22 protein-coding genes and 1 pseudogene are annotated in these 21010 nt (G+C 75.4%); 13 read left to right on the forward strand and 10 right to left on the reverse strand.

The window, feature by feature from the left end; all coding sequences use genetic code 11:
* Window positions 1–43 precede the first annotated feature (43 nt).
* On the reverse strand, window positions 44–2287 hold the full coding sequence (locus ACQP04_RS33805) for a helicase-associated domain-containing protein (RefSeq protein WP_433504501.1): 2244 nt from the start codon (window positions 2285–2287) through the stop codon (window positions 44–46).
* Between the two features lie 96 nt (window positions 2288–2383).
* Here ACQP04_RS33805 and ACQP04_RS33810 point away from each other — a divergent pair, with 96 nt between their 5' ends.
* Both ACQP04_RS33810 and ACQP04_RS33815 read left to right on the forward strand, forming a co-directional pair.
* Entirely contained in the window at window positions 2384–2563 is a 180-nt protein-coding gene (locus ACQP04_RS33810) for a hypothetical protein (protein ID WP_037048688.1), read from the forward strand.
* Complete coding sequence (locus tag ACQP04_RS33815; protein WP_433504502.1) at window positions 2563–3150, forward strand: nucleotidyltransferase family protein; 588 nt, start codon at window positions 2563–2565, stop codon at window positions 3148–3150. Before ACQP04_RS33810 ends, ACQP04_RS33815 begins: the two co-directional genes overlap by 1 nt.
* An 81-nt stretch (window positions 3151–3231) precedes the next feature.
* Here the strand turns inward: ACQP04_RS33815 and ACQP04_RS33820 are convergent, their stop codons facing one another.
* On the reverse strand, window positions 3232–3831 hold the full coding sequence (locus ACQP04_RS33820) for a transglycosylase family protein (RefSeq protein ID WP_433504503.1): 600 nt from the start codon (window positions 3829–3831) through the stop codon (window positions 3232–3234).
* A gap of 411 nt (window positions 3832–4242) precedes the next feature.
* Between ACQP04_RS33820 and moaC the strand changes: the two genes are divergently transcribed.
* Together moaC and ACQP04_RS33830 are read left to right on the forward strand one after the other, a co-directional pair.
* Window positions 4243–4722 (forward strand): cyclic pyranopterin monophosphate synthase MoaC, encoded by a 480-nt coding sequence (gene moaC, locus ACQP04_RS33825; RefSeq protein WP_433504504.1) that lies wholly within the window; start codon window positions 4243–4245, stop codon window positions 4720–4722.
* Window positions 4719–5698, forward strand: a pseudogene (locus ACQP04_RS33830) (molybdenum cofactor biosynthesis protein MoaE). The gene moaC and the pseudogene ACQP04_RS33830 overlap by 4 nt, the downstream one beginning before the upstream one ends.
* A 28-nt stretch (window positions 5699–5726) precedes the next feature.
* On the opposite strand, the gene ACQP04_RS33835 reads toward ACQP04_RS33830, so the two are convergent.
* Window positions 5727–6293 (reverse strand): transglycosylase family protein, encoded by a 567-nt coding sequence (locus ACQP04_RS33835; protein ID WP_433504505.1) that lies wholly within the window; start codon window positions 6291–6293, stop codon window positions 5727–5729.
* A 527-nt stretch (window positions 6294–6820) separates the two neighbouring features.
* Between ACQP04_RS33835 and ACQP04_RS33840 the strand changes: the two genes are divergently transcribed.
* The 7 genes from ACQP04_RS33840 to ACQP04_RS33870 all read left to right on the forward strand — a co-directional run bounded on the left by ACQP04_RS33840 (window position 6821) and on the right by ACQP04_RS33870 (window position 14467).
* Entirely contained in the window at window positions 6821–7726 is a 906-nt protein-coding gene (locus ACQP04_RS33840) for an AAA family ATPase (RefSeq protein ID WP_433504506.1), read from the forward strand.
* A gap of 13 nt (window positions 7727–7739) precedes the next feature.
* Window positions 7740–8903 carry a vWA domain-containing protein gene (locus ACQP04_RS33845; protein ID WP_433504507.1) on the forward strand — a complete coding sequence of 388 codons (1164 nt, stop codon included), beginning with the start codon at window positions 7740–7742 and terminating at the stop codon, window positions 8901–8903.
* 38 nt (window positions 8904–8941) lie between these two features.
* Window positions 8942–10060: an XdhC family protein gene (locus tag ACQP04_RS33850; protein WP_037048682.1), complete on the forward strand. Its 1119-nt coding sequence runs from the start codon at window positions 8942–8944 to the stop codon at window positions 10058–10060.
* Between the two features lie 273 nt (window positions 10061–10333).
* Window positions 10334–11653, forward strand: coding sequence for an iron-containing alcohol dehydrogenase (locus ACQP04_RS33855; protein WP_433504508.1), 1320 nt, complete (start codon window positions 10334–10336; stop codon window positions 11651–11653).
* A 10-nt stretch (window positions 11654–11663) separates the two neighbouring features.
* Complete coding sequence (locus ACQP04_RS33860; RefSeq protein WP_433504509.1) at window positions 11664–13112, forward strand: MadS family sensor histidine kinase; 1449 nt, start codon at window positions 11664–11666, stop codon at window positions 13110–13112.
* Window positions 13109–13810 carry a MadR family response regulator transcription factor gene (locus tag ACQP04_RS33865; RefSeq protein WP_433504510.1) on the forward strand — a complete coding sequence of 234 codons (702 nt, stop codon included), beginning with the start codon at window positions 13109–13111 and terminating at the stop codon, window positions 13808–13810. The genes ACQP04_RS33860 and ACQP04_RS33865 overlap by 4 nt, the downstream gene beginning before the upstream one ends.
* Window positions 13811–13855: 45 nt before the next feature.
* A complete protein-coding gene (locus tag ACQP04_RS33870; RefSeq protein ID WP_433504511.1) occupies window positions 13856–14467 on the forward strand; it encodes a hypothetical protein in 612 nt (203 codons plus the stop codon).
* Here ACQP04_RS33870 and ACQP04_RS33875 read toward each other — a convergent pair.
* The 5 genes from ACQP04_RS33875 to thiO form a co-directional block, all read right to left on the reverse strand.
* The gene (locus ACQP04_RS33875; protein ID WP_433504512.1) at window positions 14454–15350 is read right to left on the reverse strand and encodes a Gmad2 immunoglobulin-like domain-containing protein; all 897 of its coding nucleotides are present in this window, start codon (window positions 15348–15350) and stop codon (window positions 14454–14456) included. The two genes, ACQP04_RS33870 and ACQP04_RS33875, sit on opposite strands and share 14 nt — an antisense overlap.
* 4 nt (window positions 15351–15354) lie before the next feature.
* Entirely contained in the window at window positions 15355–15882 is a 528-nt protein-coding gene (locus ACQP04_RS33880) for a gamma carbonic anhydrase family protein (RefSeq protein ID WP_433504513.1), read from the reverse strand.
* 74 nt (window positions 15883–15956) lie between these two features.
* A complete protein-coding gene (locus ACQP04_RS33885) occupies window positions 15957–16727 on the reverse strand; it encodes a thiazole synthase (RefSeq protein ID WP_433504514.1) in 771 nt (256 codons plus the stop codon).
* A 2-nt stretch (window positions 16728–16729) separates the two neighbouring features.
* A complete protein-coding gene (gene thiS / locus ACQP04_RS33890; protein WP_433504515.1) occupies window positions 16730–16930 on the reverse strand; it encodes a sulfur carrier protein ThiS in 201 nt (66 codons plus the stop codon).
* Complete coding sequence (gene thiO, locus ACQP04_RS33895) at window positions 16927–18021, reverse strand: glycine oxidase ThiO (RefSeq protein WP_433504516.1); 1095 nt, start codon at window positions 18019–18021, stop codon at window positions 16927–16929. The genes thiS and thiO overlap by 4 nt, the downstream gene beginning before the upstream one ends.
* 121 nt (window positions 18022–18142) lie before the next feature.
* On the opposite strand from thiO, the gene thiE reads away from it, so the two are divergent.
* Window positions 18143–18805 (forward strand): thiamine phosphate synthase, encoded by a 663-nt coding sequence (thiE, locus tag ACQP04_RS33900; RefSeq protein ID WP_433504517.1) that lies wholly within the window; start codon window positions 18143–18145, stop codon window positions 18803–18805.
* Window positions 18806–18827: 22 nt separating this feature from the next.
* Here thiE and ACQP04_RS33905 read toward each other — a convergent pair whose 3' ends face one another.
* Window positions 18828–19667, reverse strand: coding sequence for a hypothetical protein (locus ACQP04_RS33905; RefSeq protein ID WP_433504518.1), 840 nt, complete (start codon window positions 19665–19667; stop codon window positions 18828–18830).
* Between the two features lie 219 nt (window positions 19668–19886).
* On the opposite strand from ACQP04_RS33905, the gene ACQP04_RS33910 reads away from it, so the two are divergent.
* Window positions 19887–20024 (forward strand): hypothetical protein, encoded by a 138-nt coding sequence (locus ACQP04_RS33910; RefSeq protein ID WP_433504519.1) that lies wholly within the window; start codon window positions 19887–19889, stop codon window positions 20022–20024.
* A gap of 128 nt (window positions 20025–20152) precedes the next feature.
* Here the strand turns inward: ACQP04_RS33910 and ACQP04_RS33915 are convergent, their stop codons facing one another.
* The gene (locus ACQP04_RS33915; protein ID WP_433504520.1) at window positions 20153–20929 is read right to left on the reverse strand and encodes a DUF3159 domain-containing protein; all 777 of its coding nucleotides are present in this window, start codon (window positions 20927–20929) and stop codon (window positions 20153–20155) included.
* Window positions 20930–21010 lie beyond the last annotated feature (81 nt).

Here is a 21010-nt window from a genome sequence, read left to right on the forward strand (position 1 = left end):
GACGGGGCCGGGACACGCACCCGGCCCGGGACCGGCGCCGCGATCAGCTCTCGATGAGGGCGATCCGCGTGATGCGGTGCAGCGGAAGCCGGTAGACCTCGCCGTCGACCGCGTCGCGTCCCTCGACGATCCCGCCGCCGACGGTGAGCGGGGCGAGCACCCGCTCGCCCTGCACGCCGTGACCGTCGACGTACCCGATCCACACCTGACGCTGCGCCCGCGCCGCCTCCTGCAGCGTGGCCAGGGTGTGGCTCGACCCGTTGGCGGGCAGCGCGTTCCCGGCCCCGCGCCGGGCCGCGGCCAGTGCGTCGCCCGCGCGCATCTTGGCCACCACCGCGTCGATCCGCTCCACCGAGGGATCGGCGAGCACCGACCGGTTCCGCGGCCGTCGCGGGTCCGTGCGGGCCCCGCGCGGCCCCAGGTCCAGCACGCCGCCCGAGGCGTCCTCGGCAGCCGGACTGAACCCGGCGGCCCGCAGCCCGTCGAGCAGCTCCGCGAGCGGGGCGGGGCTCACCGCGACCGTCGGCGCGATCCGCCGCAGCTCCAGCGCCGCCGTCTCCGGGTGCGCGAGGACCTCGGAGAGCAGCACCTCGTCGTCCGAGCGCAGGAAGGCCGAGGCGACGCCGCCGCGCAGCCGCCCGTGCCGGCGTCCGACGTCCTCGATCAGGTAGGTCAGGGCCTGCGGTACCGGGGTCGACGACTTGGCCTCGAGCAGGTCCTTCAGGTCCGTGACCGACCGCCCCGAGTCGAGGGCGCGCCGCACGCTGGCCTCGGAGAAGCGGTACACGGTCGCACCGCCGGCGGACTCGACGTCCGCCATCAGCTGCAGCTCCCGCGCCAGCGCGGTGACGAGCGGGCCGGGCGCGACGGCCGTGAGGTCGGCCTGCAGGAGCACGGTGTCGACCGGCTCGGGCAGCACGGCCCGCAGCGCGGCGACGACCGGGCCGTTCTCCCCCGGCGCCGCGGCGAGCAGCGCCCGCCCGGGCTCGGCGAGCGCGTCGAGGGCCACGACGCCGATCAGCGTGCCCTCCTCCAGCGTCCACCGGACGATCTCGTCCCGCAGCCGCCCGCCCCGCCGCGGCGCGCGCCAGGCGAGCAGGTCCCCCAGCGCCTCCGGGGTGGTGACGGCGGTGCCCGGCGGCAGGTCGGCCAGCGCGGCCAGCACGCGTTTCCGGTCCCGGGGTGCGACGGGGCGGCGCAGCGTCTCGGAGAGCGCGTTGATGGGGCGGTCGGCGTCGTCCCGGCGGCCGACGAGCCCGGGCAGGCGCGGCAGCTCCAGCCAGGCCCGCGCCAGCGCCACCCAGCGCTGCTCGATCCCGGCCGCGGACCAGGCGTCGGCGGCGGTGGTGGGCAGCCAGTCCGGGTTGGGCGAGTCGCTCTGCCCGAGCAGGTCCGCGGCCAGGGCGACCTCGACGATCAGGGCGGCGCCCGCCTCGTCCGTCTCCAGCTCGCGGGCGGTCCGGCGCAGGTCCCGCACGCCCAGCCCGCCCGAACGGAGCACGGTGGGCGGGGTGGTGCCCCACAGCTCGATGAGCCGCTCGACGCGCCGGAGGAGCTCCATGGCGGCGCCGCCCGCGGTCCCGTCGACCTGGGACACCGGTCGCTCGCGGGTCGACAGCGCCGGCGGGGTGGCCTCGATCCGGCCCATCGGCCGCTCGCCGCGCAGCGCGATCCCGACCTGCTGCGGCAGCTCCACCGTCTCGGTGTCGAGCCGGATCAGCAGGCCCTTGTCGAGCAGCCGCCCCACCGGGCTCTCCGGCTCCGCCGCGGACCGGCTACGGCCGATCGGCGGGCCGGCGATCAGCGCGTCGAGCACCCGGCGTTCCTCGGGCGGCAGCCCCTCGAGCAGCCCCGGCAGCTCGCTCGACGCCGCGGGCCCGCCCGCGCGCCGGCCCAGGTTGCCCGGGTAGGCGGGCACGACGTCCCGGGCGGCCGGCACCACCCGCAGCCCCGCCTCGTCCCCCCACACCAGCGCACGGGCCCGCAGCGCGGCCAGGGCGGCGTCGAGGGCCGCGGCGGTGACGTCCGGCCCCAGCAGCCGGGCGATCTCGGCGCGCTCGGCGGCCACCCGGTCCGCGTCGGCCACGACGAGGGCCTCGAGCACGGCGAGGGCCACGGTGTCGAGGTCGTCGCTCGCGCGGTGCACCGAGGCGCGGATCCCGGCGCGGGTGGCCAGCACGGTGATGTCGGCGGGCGGGGGCACGGCCAGGTCCGGCCGGAGCCGCAGCAGCGCGGCCAGGGTCTCGTCGTCCTGGGCACGCAGCCAGTCGACCAGCGGGACGGTCATCGCCCTCCACGGTAGTCGTCGGGACGGGTGCCCCGCCCGGCCGTCCGATCGGGGATACTGGGGGCGCCCGTGCCCGACAGACCGTGGAGGAGAGCCGTGGCGAAGCCGCTGAAGTCCGGACGCATCGACCCGAACTGGCCGGACCTGCCGGACGGCGAGCACCCGCTGACCGAGCTCCTCGGGCCGGTGCAGGGGAACATGTCCCCCTTCGGCGACCTCGAGTTCCCGCTCGACACGGTCCCGTACGAGCACCCCGTCACCGAGATCAACAAGTAGTGCCGGCCGAGGGCCTGCTGCTCGCCGCCGGCGCCGGCCGCCGGATGGGCGGGCCGAAGGCCCTCGTCGAGCTGGCGGGCGAGCCGCTCGTCCGCCGGGCCCTGCGGGTCCTGGCGGAGGGCGGCTGCACGCCGTCGACCGTGGTCCTCGGGGCCGAGGCGGAGCGGGTGCGCCCGCTGGTCCCGGGCGGCACCGCGGTTGTCCTCGCGCCGGACTGGGCCGAGGGCATGGGGGCCTCGCTGCGCGCCGGACTGGCCGCGCTGGCGGCCCGCGACCTCGCCCCGGAGGCGGTCGTCGTCCACCTCGTCGACCTGCCGGGCGTCACGCCCGCGGCGGTCGCCCGCCTCGCCGCCCTCGCCGCCCCCGGGGCGCTCGCCCGGGCGGCCTACGCGGGCCACCCCGCCCATCCCGTGCTGCTCGGCCGGGACCACTGGGCCGCCGTGGCGGCCGGGGCGCGCGGCGACGCCGGGGCGCGGGGCTATCTGAAGGGCCACCCGGACCTCGTGCTCGTCGAGTGCGGCGACGTCGCCAGCCCGGACGACGTCGACACCCCCGAGCAGCTCGCCCGCGCCCGCGGCGCCTCCTGAGAAGGCGACCACCCCGCCACCGGTCCGGTGACGGGGTGGGCGGGGGGCCGGGCGCGCGTCCCAGGGCCTGGAGAGAAGGGGTCAGACCCGGAGCACGTTGCCCGGCAGGATCAGGTTGGGGTTGGACGTGAGCGCCGGGTTCTTGGCGAGCAGGTCCTTCCAGTTCGCCATGCCGTGCGCCTGCGCGATCTTGCCGAGGGTGTCGCCCGCCTTGACGGTGTAGGTGCCGGTCGACGGCGCCGCCGGGGCGCTCAGCCGGACCTGCTGCACCGGGGCGTTCGGAGCCGTGCGCGGGGTGGCCGACTCGCCGGTGGCGCCCGCCTTGCGCGAGCAGACCGGCCATGCGCCCCAGCCCTGCTTCGCCAGCACCTTCTCGGCGACGGCGATCTGCTGGGCGCGGGTGGCCTGGTGGGCGGCCGCGGCGTACTGCCCGCCGCCGAAGCCCTTCCAGGTCTGCGCGGTGAACTGGAGGCCGCCGGAGAAGCCGTTGCCGGTGTTGATGCTCCAGTTGCCGCCGCTCTCGCACTGGGCGACACGGTCCCAGGTCGAGTCGGTGGCCGCGTTCGCCGACGGTGCGAGGACGACCAGGGGGGCACCGGCGACGGCACCCGCGAGCGCGGTGCGGGCGATCGTGCGACCGGCGGTGGACGGCTTGCGGTGCTTGCCGCGGTAACGGGCCATGACACGTCTCCGTCGCGGCGCCTGCGGAATGTCGCCCTGGGGAAGGCGACGGCGGTGGGTGGCCGCCGGGTGTTCCGTCCCTGTCCCGCGTCGTGCTTCGGGGGCCGTCACCGCCGGACAGGGGAGCGCTGCGGTTCCGGGGCCGGGCGGCAATGGGGGAGTCCGCCTGAGCCGGGAGCGACCGTACGTGCGACGGGCGGCGGACGAAAGCAGGAGTGGAACCGTGTCCCCGCGCCGCCTCCCGGACCGGCGAAATCTGTGGTAGTCGCCGTTTCCCCAGGTCAGACATACGTATAACGGCCAGAAAACGGTTCGGATTCGGAACGACTCGGTTGTGTCGCTGTGATTGAGATCACACCTGGAGAGGGCCCCGGCGGCGACCGCCGTCACGTCGCACGTAGGGTCTCCCCCGTGGAGCTGACCCATGTCGACGCCGCCGGCGCCGCCCGGATGGTCGACGTCTCGGAGAAGCAGCCGAGCGCCCGCACCGCGGTCGCGACCGGGGTACTGCGGACCACCGCCGAGGTGGTGGACCTGCTGCGCCGGGACGGGCTGCCGAAGGGCGACGCGCTCGCCACGGCCCGGATCGCCGGGATCATGGGCGCCAAGCGCACCCCGGACCTGGTGCCGCTCTGCCACCCGATCGCGCTGAGCGGCGTCACGCTGGACCTGGAGACCGGCGAGGCCGAGGTCCGGATCCGGGCGACCGTGCGCACCACCGACCGCACCGGGGTGGAGATGGAGGCCCTGACGGCCGTGGCGGTCGCGGGCCTCACCCTGCACGACATGGTCAAGGCCGTGGACCCCGCCGCCGTGCTCGACGCGGTGCGCGTGGAGAGCAAGGAGGGCGGCAAGACCGGCTCCTGGACCCGGCCGGAGGACCGCTCATGAGCGAGCTCGAGTCCCCGGGGACGGACGTGACCGCGGTGCGCCGCGCCCGGGTGATCACCGCGTCGAACCGCGCCGCGCAGGGTGTCTACGCCGACAAGGGCGGGCCGATCATCGTGGAGTGGTTGCGCGACAAGGGCTTCGAGACGGACGACCCGACGGTGGTGCCGGACGGGGAGCCCGTCGGCGCCGCGCTGCGCGAGGCCGTGGCGGCCGGCACGGACGTGGTGATCACGACCGGCGGCACCGGGATCTCGCCCACGGACGCGACCCCGGAGGTCACCCGCGCCGTGCTGGACTACGAGGTGCCGGGGCTCGCGGACGCGATCCGCGCGTACGGCGCCCCGAAGGTCCCGACCGCCGTGCTGTCCCGCGGACTCGCCGGGGTGGCCGGGCGGACCCTCGTCGTCAACCTGCCGGGGTCGACCGGCGGGGTCCGGGACGGCCTGGCCGTCCTGGACGGCGTCCTCGACCATGCGGTCGACCAACTCCGCGGAGGTGACCACTGATGGAGCGGACCACCGGTTACACCGGGTCCAACGGATCCACGACCGAGGTGAAGGTGTTGCGCGCCACGGTGACCGAGGAGGCGCTCGACGTCGACGAGCACGCCCGGCTCGTCGACGACGCCGCGGCCGGGGCCGTGGTGACCTTCTCCGGCGTGGTGCGCGACCACGACGGCGGGCGGTCGGTGAGCGGGCTGGAGTACAGCGCCCATCCGACCGCCGCGACCGTCGTGGCGGAGGTGGCGCGGGACGTCGCAGGCCGGGCACGTGGCGTGCGCGCGATCGCCGTCAGCCACCGGGTCGGGAGGCTCGCGATCGGCGACGTCGCCCTGGCCTGCGCGGTCTCCGCGGACCATCGGCAGGAGGCCTTCGCGACCTGCTCCGAACTCGTCGAGGAGGTCAAGCGGCTGCTCCCGGTGTGGAAGCACCAGGCCTTCGCCGACGGCACGGACGAGTGGGTCAACTCGACCTGAGCGACCCACTCGGCCCGATGCGCCTGGGTCAGAGGTTGACGACCTGACCGACGGCGATCACGTTCGGGTTGCCGATCCCGCTGGCCGAAGCCAGCTTCTGGACCGTCGTGCCGTTCGCGGCGGCGATCGCGCTCAGCGTGTCGCCGGACTTCACGGTGTAGGTCTTCCCGCCGGCGGGAGCGGCCGGGGCCGAGGTGGCGGCGGGAGCCGGAGCCGAGGCGCGGACCTTGGTGGTGCCGCCCGACGGCGCGGCGGTGTCACCACGCACGCCGACCTTCTTCGAGCAGGACGGCCAGGCGTTCCAGCCCTGCTTCGCCAGGACCTTCTCGGCGACCGCGATCTGCTGGGCCTTGCTGGCGGTGTGGGGCATGCCCGGGCCGCCGTAGGCCTTCCAGGTGGTCAGGTTGAACTGCAGGCCACCGTAGTAGCCGTTGCCCGTGTTGATGTTCCAGTTGCCACCGCTCTCGCACTGGGCGAGGGCGTCCCAGGAGGAGGCGGAGGCGGCGTTCGCGTTGCCCGCCAGGGCCACCGGCGCACCGACGGCGACGGCACCGGCAACGGCGAGGCGCAGGAGGGATCGACCGGTCAGCTTCATCGTGTAGCTCCATATATCGCGCCGGGTCGGAGTGGGGCCTCCGACCGCCCGGGATCCGCGAACGGTGCGACCTGGGGAGTATCGCGGGCTCACATCCGTGTGATTCACGGACGCGAACCCTTCCGTTCCGGAAATACTTTCCCGCCCTGTCCCCTTCCCTTCTCTCGACGGACCGGAAACCGCGGGACAGGGAGCTGGCGCGACGGTTCCGGGTGGCATTTCGAGCCGCCCCAGTCGGAGCGGCCGAGCGAGAACGCTACGTTTCGAACGGCGGTTTGCGTCAAACCGATCATTGGTGACCTCGATCACGGTAACGCAACCGTGATGCGCTCGATAACCGTATAAGCGCTGGTCAGAACACTGAGATCACGGATGTATCACGGCTGATCGAATATGACCGATCCGGAAATATTGTCGTTTCGCTCACAAGCATCTGATGACGAACGGTAGGCGTCACATCGACGCAGAGTGACTGTTCGAGGAGCCTCGCAGTGGCTGCGCGGCGCAACGTGGTCCATTCTGGTGGGGTGACAGACGCCCACCGGGACGGCCGGCCAGACTCGCCCGCCGCCCTCGCCGACGCCCTCCGGGCGACCGGTTACCTCGCCGACGACGGTCTCGCGACGGCCGCGTACCTCGCGCTCGAGATGCAGCGCCCGCTCTTCTGCGAGGGCGAGCCGGGCACCGGGAAGACCGCCCTCGCCCAGGCCCTCGCCCAGGTCCTCGGCGCCGAGCTGATCCGGCTCCAGTGCCACGACGGGATCGACGCCGCGCAGGCCCTCTACGACTGGGACTTCCCGCGCCAGCTGCTGCACCTGCGCGCTCTGGAGGCCGCGGCCTCCGTCGACGGCTCCACGCTCGACGCCGACGCGGTGGAGGCCTCCCTCTACGAGGACCGCTTCCTGCTGGCCCGCCCGATCCTGCGCGCCCTGCGGACCGTCCCGGCCGTGCTGCTGGTCGACGAGATCGACCGCGCCGACGACGAGTTCGAGGCCTTCCTCCTCGAGGTGCTCTCCGAGCACGCGGTGACGATCCCCGAGATCGGCGAGGTCCGCGCCGTGGTGCCGCCCGTGGTGGTTCTCACATCCAACCGCACGCGTGAGGTGCACGACGCGCTCAAGCGCCGCTGCCTCTACCTCTGGCTGGACCACCCGGACGTCGCCCGCGAGATCGAGATCCTGCGCAGCCGGCTGCCCGGCGTGCCCGAACGGCTCGCCCAGCAGGTCGCCACCGCCGCGCAGAAGCTCCGCACCACCGACCTGATCAAGCCGCCCGGCGTCGCCGAGTCGCTGGACTGGGCCCGCGCGCTGCAGCTGGTCGGCGCCCGCAGCCTCGACGTCGACAGCGCCGCCCGTACGCTCGGTGCCGTGCTGAAGTACCGCGAGGACGCCGACCGGGTGCGCAACCGGCTCGACTCCCTGCTCGCCTCCTGACGGACGGACCGACGTGCAGTACCCCAGCGCGGTGCCCGACACCGGTGCGGCCCGGGACGCCGACCCGTTCCCCGGGTTGGTCGGCTTCACCGCCGCCCTGCGCGCCGCCGGCGTGCCCATGACGACCGACCGGGTGGCGGCCTTCACCGAGGCGCTCGACACCCTCGACGTCACCAGCCGGACGCAGACCTACTGGGCCGGCCGGCTCACGCTCTGCTCCGACCCGGACGACATCCGGCGCTACGACGCCGCCTTCGCCGCCTGGTTCGATCCGGGCCAGGGCCCGCGGCCGCCGTCGGCCGGCGACCGGCCGCCGCCTCCGCCCACGCTGCGCTCGCTCATGCCCGCGCGGGACCGCGGCGAGGAGTCCGGCGAGGACGAGGAGGAGGACGACTCCCCCGTCGTCCGGGCCACGGCGACCGGCGCCGAGGTGCTGCGCACGCGCGACCTCGGCGAGCTCGGCCCGCTGGAGCGCGAGCACCTGCGCCGGCTGCTGGCCCTGCTGCGGCCGGACCCGCCCACCCGCGCCTCCCGGCGTCGCGGCCCCTCCCGGCACGGCAGCCCGGACCCGCGCCGGACGCTGCGCGCGGCGCTGCGCAACGAGGGCGAGATCGGCGCGCTGTACCGGCGCGCGCCCACCCGGCGCCCGCGCAAGGTGGTGCTGCTGATCGACGTCTCGGGCTCGATGGAGCCCTACGCCGACGCGCTGCTCCGCTTCGCCCACGTCGTCGTGCGGCGGTCGCCGCGCAGCACGGAGGTCTTCACCCTCGGCACCCGGCTCACCAGGGTCACCCGGGAGCTGCGCCAGCGGGACGCCGAACGCGCACTGCGGGAGGCCTCGCGGGCGATTCCCGACTGGTCCGGCGGTACCCGCCTCGGCGAGGCCGTCCAGGCGTTCGTCGACCGCTGGGGGCAGCGCGGGGCCGCGCGCCGCGCCGTCGTCGTGGTCTTCTCGGACGGCTGGGAGCGCGGTGAGCCGGACCTGCTGGGCCGGCAGGTGCAGCGGCTCTCCCGGCTCGCGCACAAGGTGGTGTGGGTCAACCCGCACGCCGGCAAGGAGGGCTACGCCCCCGTGCAGGGCGGAATAGTCGCCGTCCTGCCGCACTTGGACCAATTGCTCGCCGGGCACAGCCTGGAGACCCTGGAACGTTTGCTCGCGGTGATGAGAGATGCTTGACCGGCCCGACAGGGAGGTCCGGCCAGTGGAGGTTCCCCATGCGTGACGTCGTCGACCAGCTCGAGGGCTGGTGGAAGAACGGCGAGCCGGCGGCGCTCGCCACGGTGGTGGCGACCTTCCGCTCCGCCCCCCGCCAGCCCGGCGCGTCGATGCTGGTGGGCCCCGGCGGCGAGGCCGTCGGCAGCGTGTCCGGCGGCTGCGTCGAGGGCGCGGTCTACGAGCTCGGCCAGGAGGTCCTCGGCGACCACCGGCCCGTGCTGCAGCGCTACGGCGTGTCCGACGACGACGCGTTCGCCGTGGGCCTGACCTGTGGCGGCATCCTCGACGTCTACGTCGAGGAGGTCTCCCCCGAGGCCTACCCCGAGTTCGGCCGGATCGCCGAGGCCATCCGCGAGGAGACCCCGGTGGCCGTGGCCACCGTCGTGTCCGGCCCCGCCGAGCGGCTCGGGAAGCGGCTGATCGTCTGGGAGGACGCGGTCGACGGCGGCACCGGGTCGGACCGGCTCGACGGCGCGGTCACCGACGACGCCCGGGGCCTGCTCGCCTCCGGCCGCAACGCCACCATCACCTACGGTGTCGACGGCCAGCGCCGCGGCGAGGGCCTGATGGTCTTCGTCGAGTCCTTCGCCCCGCCGCCCCGCATGATCGTCTTCGGCGCGATCGACTTCGCCGCCGCCGTGGCGAAGATGGGCAACTTCCTCGGCTACCGGGTCACGGTGTGCGACGCCCGCCCGGTCTTCGCCACCGCCAGCCGCTTCCCCGGCGCCAACGAGGTCGTGGTCGAGTGGCCGCACCGGTACCTGGCCAAGGAGGCCGAGGAGGGCCGGATCGACGGGCGGACGGTGCTCACCGTCCTCACCCACGACCCGAAGTTCGACGTCCCGCTGCTCGAGGTGGCCCTGCGGCTGCCGCAGGTCGCCTACATCGGCGCCATGGGCTCGCGGCGCACCCACACGGACCGGATCGAGCGGCTCAAGGAGCGCGGCCTCACCGACGCGGAGATCGCGAAGATGTCCAGCCCGATCGGTCTGGACCTCGGGGCGCGTACCCCCGAGGAGACCGCCGTCTCCATCGCGGCCGAGATGATCGCCCAGCACTGGGGCGGCGCCGGGACGCGGCTGGCCGAGCGCGAGGGGCCCATCCACATCCACACCTGACCGTCGGGACAGGGGGCGCACCCTCCGTCGGACCGGTCCCCCGGGCCGTCGGGCGGACTACCGTGCGGGGGTGCAGACGAGGAGGTCCCGCATGTCCCGCCCCCTTTTCCGGCGCCGCTGATGCCGGTGCCGCGCACCGTGTCCACACCCTCCGCCGGTCCCGTCACGGAGCACCGTGAGCGTTCCGTGCGGAGTAGCGTGGCTCACACGATCCGGATGCCCCGGGCATCCGGACGTCGTCGTGCGCGGTCGGACGAGGTGCGGGAGGGCAGCGTGGCTCTCGAGGGCAGGACCCCGGCGACCGGGACCGTCGACGCGTGTCGGCGGGCGGGCGAGACGGTGCTGGTGGACGACGTGCTCCGCGACGACGCGGCCGAACGCGAGCCGGACCTCACCGTCCACCGGGGCGGGGGCTGCGGCGCCCCGGCGGCCGGCGCCACGAACCCGCGGCTGTCGAAGTTCCACGCCCCCGAGATCGTGTTCGGCCCGGACTCGCTGCGCGAGGCCGCGTACGCCGCCGCCCGGCTCGGCGCGCGGCGGCCGTTCGTGGTGACCGACCCGGGTGTGTTCGAGGCGGGCTGGCCCGCCGAGCTGCTCGCGCACCTGCGCGGGACCGGGCTCGCCCCGCGGCTGTGGACGGACGTCACGCCGAACCCCAAGGACCACGAGATCGAGCAGGGCTACCACGACTACGTGGCCTCCGGCTGCGACGTCGTGATGGGCCTGGGCGGCGGCTCGGTGATCGACGCGGCCAAGGGCGTGGCCCTGCTGGCGTCGAACGGCGGGCGGATCCTCGACTACGAGGGCATCGACCGGATCGCCAACCCGATCCCGCCGCTGATCATGATGCCGTCCACCTCGGGGACCGGCGCGGACGTCTCGCAGTTCTGCATCGTCACCGACACCGAGCGGCACACCAAGATCACGATCATGGGCCGGGCGCTCGTCCCGGACGTCTCGGTGATCGACCCACGGCTGCTCGTCACGATGCCGGAGTGGCTCAACGCCGCCACCGGGCTCGACGCGCTGACCCACGGCATCGAGGCGTTCGTCTCGCTGGCCCACGGCCCGCTCACCGACCACCACGCCCTGCAGGCCGTGTCGCTGGTCAACGCCAACCTGGCGCACACGATGGTCCGGCCGGAGGACCAGCGCGCCCGGCAGGCGATGGCCCAGGCCGCGCTGGAGGCCGGGCTGGCCTTCACCAACGCGATCCTCGGCGCCACGCACGCCATGAGCCACCAGGTCGGCGGGATGCTCGACCTGCCGCACGGGGTGATCAACGGCGTGCTGCTGCCGCACGTCGTCCGGTTCAACGGCGCCGCCACCCCCGAGCGGTTCGTGCCGATCGCGCAGGCGATGGGCCTGGCCGGGCACGGGGTGCCGGGGGACGAGGCCGTCGACATGGTCGCCGCGGAGATCCGCAAGCTGGGCGACGAGGTCGGCGTGCCGAGCGGGCTCGGCGCGCTCGGCGTGACCGAGGCCGACATCCCGCGGCTCGCGGTGCTGACCCTCGGCGACGCCTGCCTGACCACCAACCCCCGCCCCGCCTCCGTCGACGAGGTCGAGACGCTGTTCCGGGCCGCCCTGTGAGGGAGCCGCGGTGACGAACGCGCCCTCCTCCGGCCCCTGGCCGCCGCGGCGGGCCGACACGCCGGCGCCCGCGGGCCGCTCGTGGCCCGGCCCCGACCTCGACGCACTGACCGGGCTGCGGTCCGGCAAACCGTCGTTCTACCCGGAGTACCGGGTGTCGGCGGTGCGGCTGCGCCGGGTGATCCTCGCGCTGGAACGGATCTCCGCCGCGCTGGTCCGCACCATGGAGGGCTCCGAGGCGCTGGTCCGGGCCGTGGTCGACGCCGCCGCGGACCACCTCTCCGCGGACTGGGTCGCCTTCGCGCTCGTCGACGGCCGGTTGAAGGACGCCAGCCCGCGGCACCTCGTCCTGGGTCCGGACGGGGTGGAGTGGACGAACCTGGACCTGGTGCCCGCAACGGTCCGGGCGCACGTCGAGAAGGTCCGGTGCGGCGACGACACCGGCCACGAGGGCCCCGCCCACGACCGGGACACCGCCCGCACGCACCTGCACGTCCCGGTCCGGCTCGACGGGCGCACCGTCGGCGGGTTCGTGGCGTGGACCCCGCGCGACCGCGAGGTCGACGACACCGACCACTCGGTCATGCGGATCCTGGCCGGGCAGACGGCGTCGGCATTGCAGAACTGCGCGCTGCTGGAGCGCTCGGAGAAGCTCTACGCCCGCACCGCCCGGCAGGCCGAGGACCTCCGCACCCGCAACGCCGAGCTGCAGCGCACCCAGGAGCAGCTGGGCGCCGCCCGGCAGCGCGAGGTGCTGGACAGCGAGCGGCACCGGATCGCCCGCGAGCTGCACGACAGCGTCACCCAGTACGCGCTGTCCGCCGGGATGCACATCGAGCTGGTCCGCGGCGAGCTGGACGAGCCGCGGCTGCTCGAGCACCTCGACACCGCGAAGGACCTGACCAAGCGGGCAGTCGAGCAGCTGCGCTCGGCGATCTACGCGCTCAGTCATCACGAGACCGCCGACCAGGACCTGCCCGCGATGCTGCGCCAGCTCACCACCGTGCACATGCCGGACGAGCTGCGCATCGACGTCCGGATCGGCGGCGAGCCCGTGCGGCTGCCCGCCGAGCAGGAGCAGTCGCTGTTCCGCATCGCCGGCGAGGCGCTGTTCAACACGGCCATGCACGCCGACGCCTCCCGCGCGTCGATCCGGCTGGCCTACCGGCCCGGCGCGGTCCGGCTGACCGTGTCCGACGACGGCAAGGGCCGGCCGGAGGAGGTCCGGCGCAGCCTGCGGGCGTCGGCGCTGTCCCCGTCCGGCGAGCACCGCGGCCTGGTCAACATGCAGACCAGGGCCGTGGAGATGGGCGGGACGGTGACGTTTCGCCGCGCCCGCATGGGCGGGCTGCAGGTCCAGGTCGACGTGCCGGTCGGCGGGGCCGACGGCGGGCGGCCGACGGGCCGCGGCAGTGCACAGGGCGACGCCCGGAGCGACGAGAGAGGGGTGGCGTCATGAGCGCCGTTCGCACCGCACCGCCGGGGGGCCTGCCCCCGCGCCCGATGCACCGGGCGCGCCCGGTGCCCGTGCGGATCGTGCTGGTCGACGACCACTCCATCATGCGCCAGGGGTTGCGGGCCGTGCTGGAGCGCGAGGAGGACCTGCGGGTGGTCGGCGAGGCCGGCACCCCGGCCGATGCGATCGCCGCCGTGGCCGCGACCCGCCCGCACGTCGTGTTGCTCGACCTCAAGCTGACCTCCGGCCCGCAGACGGACGGGCTGGACGTCTGCCGCAAGCTCTGCGCCGCCCACCCGGGCATCGGCGTGCTGGTGCTCACCACGTTCGCCGAGGACCGGCTCGTCGTCGAGTCCGTGCAGGCGGGCGCCCGCGGCTACGTCGTGAAGGACGTGGACACCACCGAGCTGGTCCGCGCCATCCGTGCGGTCTCGCGCGGGGAGAGCGCCTTCGACGCCCGCAGCGCCTCCGCGATGGTGCGCTCGCTCTCCGGCGGCGTCCCGGACCGGGAGCGGCTCACCGAACGCGAGCTCGACGTGCTGCGGCTGCTCGCCCGCGGCCTGTCCAACCGCGCCATCGGGGCCGAGCTGTTCATCTCCGAGACCACGGTGAAGTTCCACGTCGGCAACCTCATGCGCAAGCTGATGGTCTCCCGCCGCGCCGAGGCGGTGTACGCGGCGACCAAGCTGGGCCTGCTCTAGGGCCCTGGCTCGCGCCCCGGCACGCGACACGGTAGGACCGCGGGCGTGCGCGTGTATGCGGAGCGGCCGGAGCGGGCCGCCGGTCAGGTGCTGGCCGACGTCGTGGCGGTGGCGTGGGCGGTCCTCTGGATCTGGCTGGGGGTGGCCGCCCACGACCTGCTGCTGCGCCTGCAGGGGCCCGGCCGGACGCTGGTCCAGGCGGGCGAGTCGATCCGCGGCGCGTTCGACGGCGCGGCCCGCGGCGCCGGGGAGGTCCCGTTCGTCGGCGACCGGCTGGCCGGGGCGTTCGCGCCCGGGGCCGACGCCGGGTCCTCGCTCGTCGCCGCCGGCCAGCAGCAGATCGACACCGTCGCCGCCGTGGCGACCGGGGCCGGCGTGCTGGTCGCGGTGCTGGGGCTGCTGCCCGTGCTGGCGCTGTGGCTGCCGCTGCGGGTCCGTTACGCCCGCCGGGCCACGGCGGCCGCCGAGGCGCGCGAGGCCGGCCCGGACGTCCTGGCCCTGCGGGCGCTCACGCACCGCCCCCTGCGCTCCCTGCTGCGCATCACCCCCGACCCCGCCCGGGCCTGGCGCTCCGGTGACCCCGCGGCCGTCGCGGCCCTGGCGGAGGCGGAGCTGCGGTCCCTGGGCCTCCGGGCACCCCGGGTCAGCGGACGGTGATCCGCGCCGAGTCGGTCATCGGTGCCCGGCCCTCCCCGCCGCTCGGGTCGTCCTCGGAGACCACGACGTCGTAGGTCCCGGGGCCGAGCGGCACGGTGAACCGGTAGGGCGCGAAGGTCTGGCCCTCGCTCGTCGTCGCGGACCCGGACCGCACGGTGCGGCCGGCCGGGTCCCGGACCTCCCACAGCAGGGTCGCCTCGAACACGGCCGCCTCGCCGGACACCACGACCGGCGAGCCGACGACGGCGCCCTCCACCGGGTCGTCGAGCTGGACGAGGGCCCGGACGCGGAAGGGGTCGTCGGCCGTCAGCGGCCGCGACACGTCCTCCCCGAGCAGCGTCGTCGCCGGACGGCCGTCGACCAGCACGCGGACCGGTGCGGTGCTGCCGGTGGTGTCCTGCACCGTCTGCACCAGCTGCTGCAGGGCGAGGCCGGCCGGACCGGGCAGCGGCCCGGGCGGCGCCAGGTCGACCGTGAACACCCCGTCGACGATCGTGACCGGGCCGCGCAGGGTCACCCCGGGCGGCCAGTCCGAGCGGTGGTCGGGGTCCTCCGGTCGCCCCGCGAGCAGCTCCCGGACGGCGTCGCCCGCCGGGTCCGGGGCCACGCCGTCCGGCCCGCCCTCGGTCGTCGCCCGCCGCTCCCGGTAGAGCCGGTCCCCGGCCGGGGTCGAGCCGACGAACCACACGACGAGCCCGCCGGCCGCCGCCGGGAGCCGGGTCGTCGCGGGGGCCGGCGCGGTCGCCGAGGGAGCCGGGGCGGACGCCGAGGGAGCCGGTGGCGGCGTGGGAGCGCCGCCCCCGCAGCCCGTGAGGCCCACGACCACGGCGGTCGACAGGGCCGTCAGCAGCGGCCCCCGGCGCCCCTTCCCCGGCGCGCCCATGACGTCAGGGGACGACCGGGGTGGCGGTCTTGGCGTGCCGCTGCGCGAGCTCCCGGTAGATGTCCGGGTTCGTGCGCACCCAGCGCTCGGCCTCCGGCGTCAGGCCGCCCCTGGTGGCGGCGGCCGGCCCGAGCACGAGGGTGCCCTCGGGGATCACCTTGTTCGGCGGCACCGTCGACCCCGCCCCGATCAGCGACCGCGCGCCGATCCGCGCGCCGTCCTGGATCGTGGCGCCGTTGCCGACCACGCACTCCGCGCCGATCACGCTGCCGTGCACCACGCACAGGTGCCCGATCGTGGCGCCCGCGCCGATCTCGGTCACGGGGTCGTCTCCGCCGTGCAGCACGCAGCCGTCCTGCACGTTCGCCCCGGCCCGCACCACGATCGGGCCGAAGTCGGCCCGGAGCACGGCGTTGTACCAGATCGAGGCGCCCTCCTCGACCCGCACATCGCCCACGAGCGTGGCGGTCGGGGCGACGAAGGCGGTCGGGTGGACTGTCGGGGCGAGGCCCTCGAAGGAGAACAGCGGCACCGCCTCACCCTGCCACGAGCGCGGCCGGAATCAGTCGATGCGGGGCCCGTGCCCCTGTTCGTTCCGCACGCTGCTCAGTCGATCTCCGGCGACGAGGCCTGCGCCCAGTACCGCCGCGGGATCCGGCCGGCGTGCCGCGCGGCGTACCCGGCCTCCACGGCGAGCCGCATCGCGTGCGCCATCCGCTCCGGGTCCGCCGCCCGGGTCACCGCGGTGGCCAGCAGGACGGCGTCGCAGCCCAGCTCCATGGCCTGCGCGGCCTCGGAGGCGGTGCCGATCCCGGCGTCGAGCACGACCGGCACGCCGGCCTCGGCCACGATCATCTCGATGTTGTGCGGGTTGCGGATGCCCAGCCCGGTCCCGATCGGCGAGCCCAGCGGCATGACGGCCGCGCAGCCGACCTGCTCGAGCTTGCGGGCCAGCACCGGGTCGTCGTTGGTGTACGGGAGCACGGTGAAGCCGTCGTCGACCAGCTGCTCGGCGGCGTCGAGCAGCTCGATCGGATCCGGTAGGAGGGTCCGCTCGTCGGCCACGACCTCGAGCTTGACCAGCTCCGTCTCCAGCGCCTCCCGCGCGAGCCGGGCCGTGAGCACGGCCTCGGCGGCGGTGCGGCAGCCCGCGGTGTTCGGCAGCACCTCGATGCCCAGCCGCCGCAGCAGGTCGAGCACCCCGGTGCCGGTCCGCGCGTCGATGCGGCGCATCGCGACCGTGGTCAGGGTGGTCCCCGAGGCGACCAGCGCCCGCTCCAGGACCTCCAGGTTCGCGGCCCCGCCGGTACCCGTGATCAGCCGGGAGCCGATCTTGCGACCCCCCACGACCAGCGTCTCGTCCTGAACCACGTCCACCGTCACCCTCCCTGCACCGCCGTCAGCACCTCGACCGCGGCGCCCGCCGCCAGCCGGGTCGACGCCCAGTCCGCCCGCCGCACGACCTGCCCGTCGACGGCCACCGCGATGCCCTTCCCCGGGGCCTCGACCGCGGCCAGCGCGTCGGCGACCGTCGCCTCGTCGGCGAGGTCGTGCGCGGCCCCGTTGATCTCCACCTTCACGTTCCCGTCCTCCCGAAGCGCGCGGGGTCGACCGCCGCCGGCACCGGCGCGCCCGCCAGCAGCCCGACGACGAGCCGGGCGGTGAGCGGGGCCAGCAGGATCCCGTTGCGGCTGTGCCCGGTGGCGACGAGCGTCCGCCCGTCGAGCCGGCCGACGATCGGCACGTTGTCCGGGCTGCCCGGGCGCAGCCCCGCGGCCGCCTCGGCCAGCGTGTACTCGGCGATGCCCGGCAGGATGCGCTCGGCATCGCGCAGCAGGTCGCGGACGCCGCCCACGGTCGGTTCGGTGTCGAACCCGTGCTCGCTCTGGGTGGCTCCCACGACCAGGCCGCCCGGCCGCGGGACGAGGTAGACCGGGCGGCCGTCGACCAGCGCGCGGACGGTCCTCGTGGGCACCGGGAAGGCACCGTGCCGGTGCGTGAGCCGCAGGATCTCGCCCTTGACGGGCCGGACCAGCCCGGCGAGCCCCGGGTGCAGCGCCGCCGAATGGGCGCCGGCGCAGATCAGCACGAAACCAGCAGCGTCAGTGGTGTCGCCGGGCTCCCACGCCCGCTCCTCCACCACCACGCCGGCCTTCTCCGCCGCCGCCCGCAGGGCCGCGAGCAGCGCGCGGTTGTCCACGGACAGGTCGCCGGGGACGGACAGCCCGCCGCGGACGTCCGAGCCCAGCCCGGGCTCCAGGCGGCGCAGCTCGCGCCCGCTCAGCCGCTCGACGGGCCGGCCCAGCCGGCCCAGGTGCCCGGCGAGGGCGTCGAGCTCGGCGCGGTCGCCGGACCCGGTCGCGGCGACGACGGTGCCCTCCGGATGCAGCCCGGCCGGCTGCCCGGCGGCCGCGGAGAGCTCCACGGCGAACGCCGGCCACAGCTCCAGCGACTCCAGGCCCAGCTCGAGCAGGCCCTCCTCGCCCGGCCACGCCTCCGTGACCGGAGCCAGCATCCCGCCCGCGACCCACGACGACCCGCTCGCCGGAGCGGGGTCGCGGAGGGTGACGCGCCACCCCGCCTGCGCCGCGCGCCACGCGCAGCTCAGCCCGATGACGCCGCCACCGACGACGACGAGATCCTCCACCTTGCTTCCTCCCTGCGCCGGCATGACCCGGATCAGGTTCGACGGTCGGGACCGGCCAGTCCCCTCTCAGCCCGCTCGCGCGCGGACTCCCGTGCCCTGCACCCACAGCTCTCGTTCCCGGTCGCCCAGCCTACGCTCCCGGACCGTGCCCCGACCCGACCGTGAGACGCTGCTGACCCGGCTCGCCGACGCCCGCCTCTACCTGTGCACGGGCGCCCGGCGGGACCGCAAGGACCTGGCCGAGTTCGCCGACGCGGCCCTGGCCGGGGGCGTCGACGTCATCCAGCTCCGCGACAAGGGCGGCGAGCCGCTGGAGGCGAAGCAGGAGCTGCAGGCCCTCGAGGTCCTCGCCGAGGCCTGCGCGAAGCACGACCGGCTCCTCGCCGTGAACGACCGGGCGGACGTGGCCCTGGCCGCGGGCGCCGACGTGCTGCACCTCGGGCAGGACGACCTGCCGGTCGAGTGGGCCCGCCGGGTGGCCGGTGAGGAGATCGTCGTCGGGCGCTCGTCGCACAGCGCGGAGGAGACCCTGCGGGCCGCCGACGAGCCCGGCGTCGACTACTTCTGCGTGGGGCCCTGCTGGCCGACCCCGACCAAGCCCGGCCGGCCCGCGCCCGGCCTGGACCTGGTCCGCACGGTGGCCGGCCGCGCGCCGGCCCGGCCGTGGTTCGCGATCGGCGGGATCGACGGCGGGAACCTCGACGAGGTCCTGGCCGCCGGGGCCACCCGGATCGTGGTCGTCCGGGCGATCACGGAGGCGGAGGACCCGGAGGCCGCGGCCCGGGCCCTCCGCGCGCGCCTGCCCTGATCGGAGCGCCGCTCGGACCTTCCTAGTTCGAGCTGTTCTCGCCGCCGCTGCCGCTGTTGCCGCCGCCGTCGAGCAGCCCGTCGACGCCGCCCTGCTGCGACCCCGACCCGCTGCCGCCCGAGTCGGGCGAGGTGGTCCGGGTCGGCGACCCGGTCCGCGGGGTGGTGGTCGCGGTGGGGTTGCGCGACGGCTCGTCGCTGCCGGTCCGCTCGGTGGAACGGCCCTGCTCGTCCGACGGCTCCGGCGTGGTCGTCGGGGTGGAGCTCTCCGTGGTGTCGGTGCTGCCGCCCTGGTCGGTGTTGTCGTCCGACGTGATCGGGGTCCCGGAGACGACCCGGCTGACCGAGGTGCCGGAGGTCCCGCCGGAGATCGGCGAGCCCTTGATCCACTCGACGCCGGTGATCACCATCAGGCCCACCACGAACGCGACGACCGTCGAGGCCGCCGCCAGCAGCAGGCGCTTGCGCGTGTACCAGGGGCGCGTCTGCTCCGGGGCCCCCTCCGCGGCCGCGTCGCCGAGCGCCGGCTGGAGCATCGTGGGGCCCGCGCCCTCGTCCGCCCGGCGCTGCAGCGGGATCGTGGCCAGCGGGTCCACCGGCTCGGCGATGACCACGGCGTCCTTCTTGCCGGGGATCTTCACCCGCGCCAGCACCGTCTCCTTGGTGCGGTCCAGCGAGCGCTGGTAGAGCGTCGTGCCCAGGGTCGTCACGACCGAGCCGAGGGCCGCGCCGGCCACCGTGCCGGTGGCGCCGAAGAAGGAGCCGAACACGGCCGTGGTGGCGGCGGCGCCCGCACCGGCGATGATCTTGTTGACCGTCAGGTCCGGCTTCTTCTCCTCGATCGTCGCCGAGGTGGCGGTCATGGCGCCGGCCCCGGAGCCGACCGGGGATCCGACTGCGCTCGTCAGACCGTCGGACGGCGTACGCGGGTTCGGGCCGGTGGTCGTCGTGACCTGGGTGGGCAGTCCCGACGACGGCGGGCCGACGCGGCGGGTGGCACCCGAACCGGCCGTGCCGCCGGTGCCGCCGGTGCCCCGCGAGCTCGTCGCGCCCCCCGATCCCGACCGGCGCTGCGGACCGGGGTGGCCGGGGCGGCGGTCGTCGGGACGTCCGGCGCCGGGCCGCTGGGCGGCCCCGGTGCGCGGGAGATCGGGCGGGCCGGGCTGCGGCGGGACGGGTCGGCCGTGGGGGCCGGGCCCGGCCTGCGGGTACCGGGATGACTGCGGGCGGGGGTGCTGCTGGGCCATGACTCCGTTTCACATCACGCGAGGGCTGCCGGGGTTCCTCACCCGATATGAACGTGGGCGATCTTGGGAACGCACCTGACGATCACGATGAGTGAGAGTTGTCACCCGTCCGTGGGCGGACCGTCCACCGTAGGGCCTCCCGGATCGGGACCCGGGACCCGGGGGTGCCGGATCCCCGGATGGTCCGGCGGGAGCGCCGAACGCAACGCCGGCCACGACAGCACCACGCTCAACGCCACCAGCGCCGGGCTGAACGCGACCCTGGCCGCGCCGAGCGCGAACACCCACTCCGCCTGGTACAGCGGCAGGAACACCGCCACCCGCACGACGTACTGCGCCACCCACACCCAGCTCGCCCGCTGGTAGCCGCGCAGCAGGTCCGGGTCCCGCCGCCACCGGGTCTTCTGCCCGAGCGCGGTGCCCACGACCAGGCCCAGCAGCGGCCAGCGCACCACGATCGAGACCGCCCAGGCCAGCGCGCTCGCCACGTTGCTGAGGATCTGGACCAGGAAGAAGTCCTCGGCCCGGCCCGTGTAGAGCGCCACGATCGCCGCGACGGCCACGCCGAGCAGGCCGAACAGCACCGCGCGCGGCCGGGTGCCCCGGACCAGCCGGACGACCGCGACGGCGATCCCGGCCAGGATCGCCGCGGCCGCCGCGACGCCGACCGGCGACCACCAGCCGAGCGCCCCCGCCAGCAGCCAGACCAGCACGAACGCGACGACCGGCACGGAGGCGTCGATCGCCCCGCCGCGGCCGCCGAGGATCGCGCGCAGCGACTCCGCGCCCTCCCGGCGCGCGTCGCGCCCGCCCTCGTGCTCGGTGTCGCTCCCGGGGCCGCCGTCCGGACGGCCCGCGGGTCCCTCGGGTGTGCTCACGAGAGGCAAGGGTGCCCTATCCCGGTATCGAGATCACCCTGTGCTGGCGGATTGCGTGACGGATGGGTGATCCTGTTCGAG

It is taken from the genome of Pseudonocardia halophobica (genome assembly GCF_050948485.1).
GTDB lineage: Bacteria > Actinomycetota > Actinomycetes > Mycobacteriales > Pseudonocardiaceae > Pseudonocardia > Pseudonocardia halophobica.

Bases quoted from the DNA above. Each gene is read 5' to 3' on its own strand.
- ACQP04_RS33805 (WP_433504501.1), bottom strand. From the start codon at position 2,287: ATGACCGTCCCGCTGGTCGACTGGCTGCGTGCCCAGGACGACGAGACC.
- ACQP04_RS33820 (WP_433504503.1), bottom strand. From the start codon at position 3,831: ATGGCCCGTTACCGCGGCAAGCACCGCAAGCCGTCCACCGCCGGTCGC.
- ACQP04_RS33835 (WP_433504505.1), bottom strand. From the start codon at position 6,293: ATGAAGCTGACCGGTCGATCCCTCCTGCGCCTCGCCGTTGCCGGTGCC.
- ACQP04_RS33850 (WP_037048682.1), top strand. From the start codon at position 8,942: ATGCGTGACGTCGTCGACCAGCTCGAGGGCTGGTGGAAGAACGGCGAG.
- ACQP04_RS33865 (WP_433504510.1), top strand. From the start codon at position 13,109: ATGAGCGCCGTTCGCACCGCACCGCCGGGGGGCCTGCCCCCGCGCCCG.
- ACQP04_RS33875 (WP_433504512.1), bottom strand. From the start codon at position 15,350: ATGGGCGCGCCGGGGAAGGGGCGCCGGGGGCCGCTGCTGACGGCCCTG.
- thiO (WP_433504516.1), bottom strand. From the start codon at position 18,021: ATGCCGGCGCAGGGAGGAAGCAAGGTGGAGGATCTCGTCGTCGTCGGT.
- ACQP04_RS33905 (WP_433504518.1), bottom strand. From the start codon at position 19,667: ATGACCGCCACCTCGGCGACGATCGAGGAGAAGAAGCCGGACCTGACG.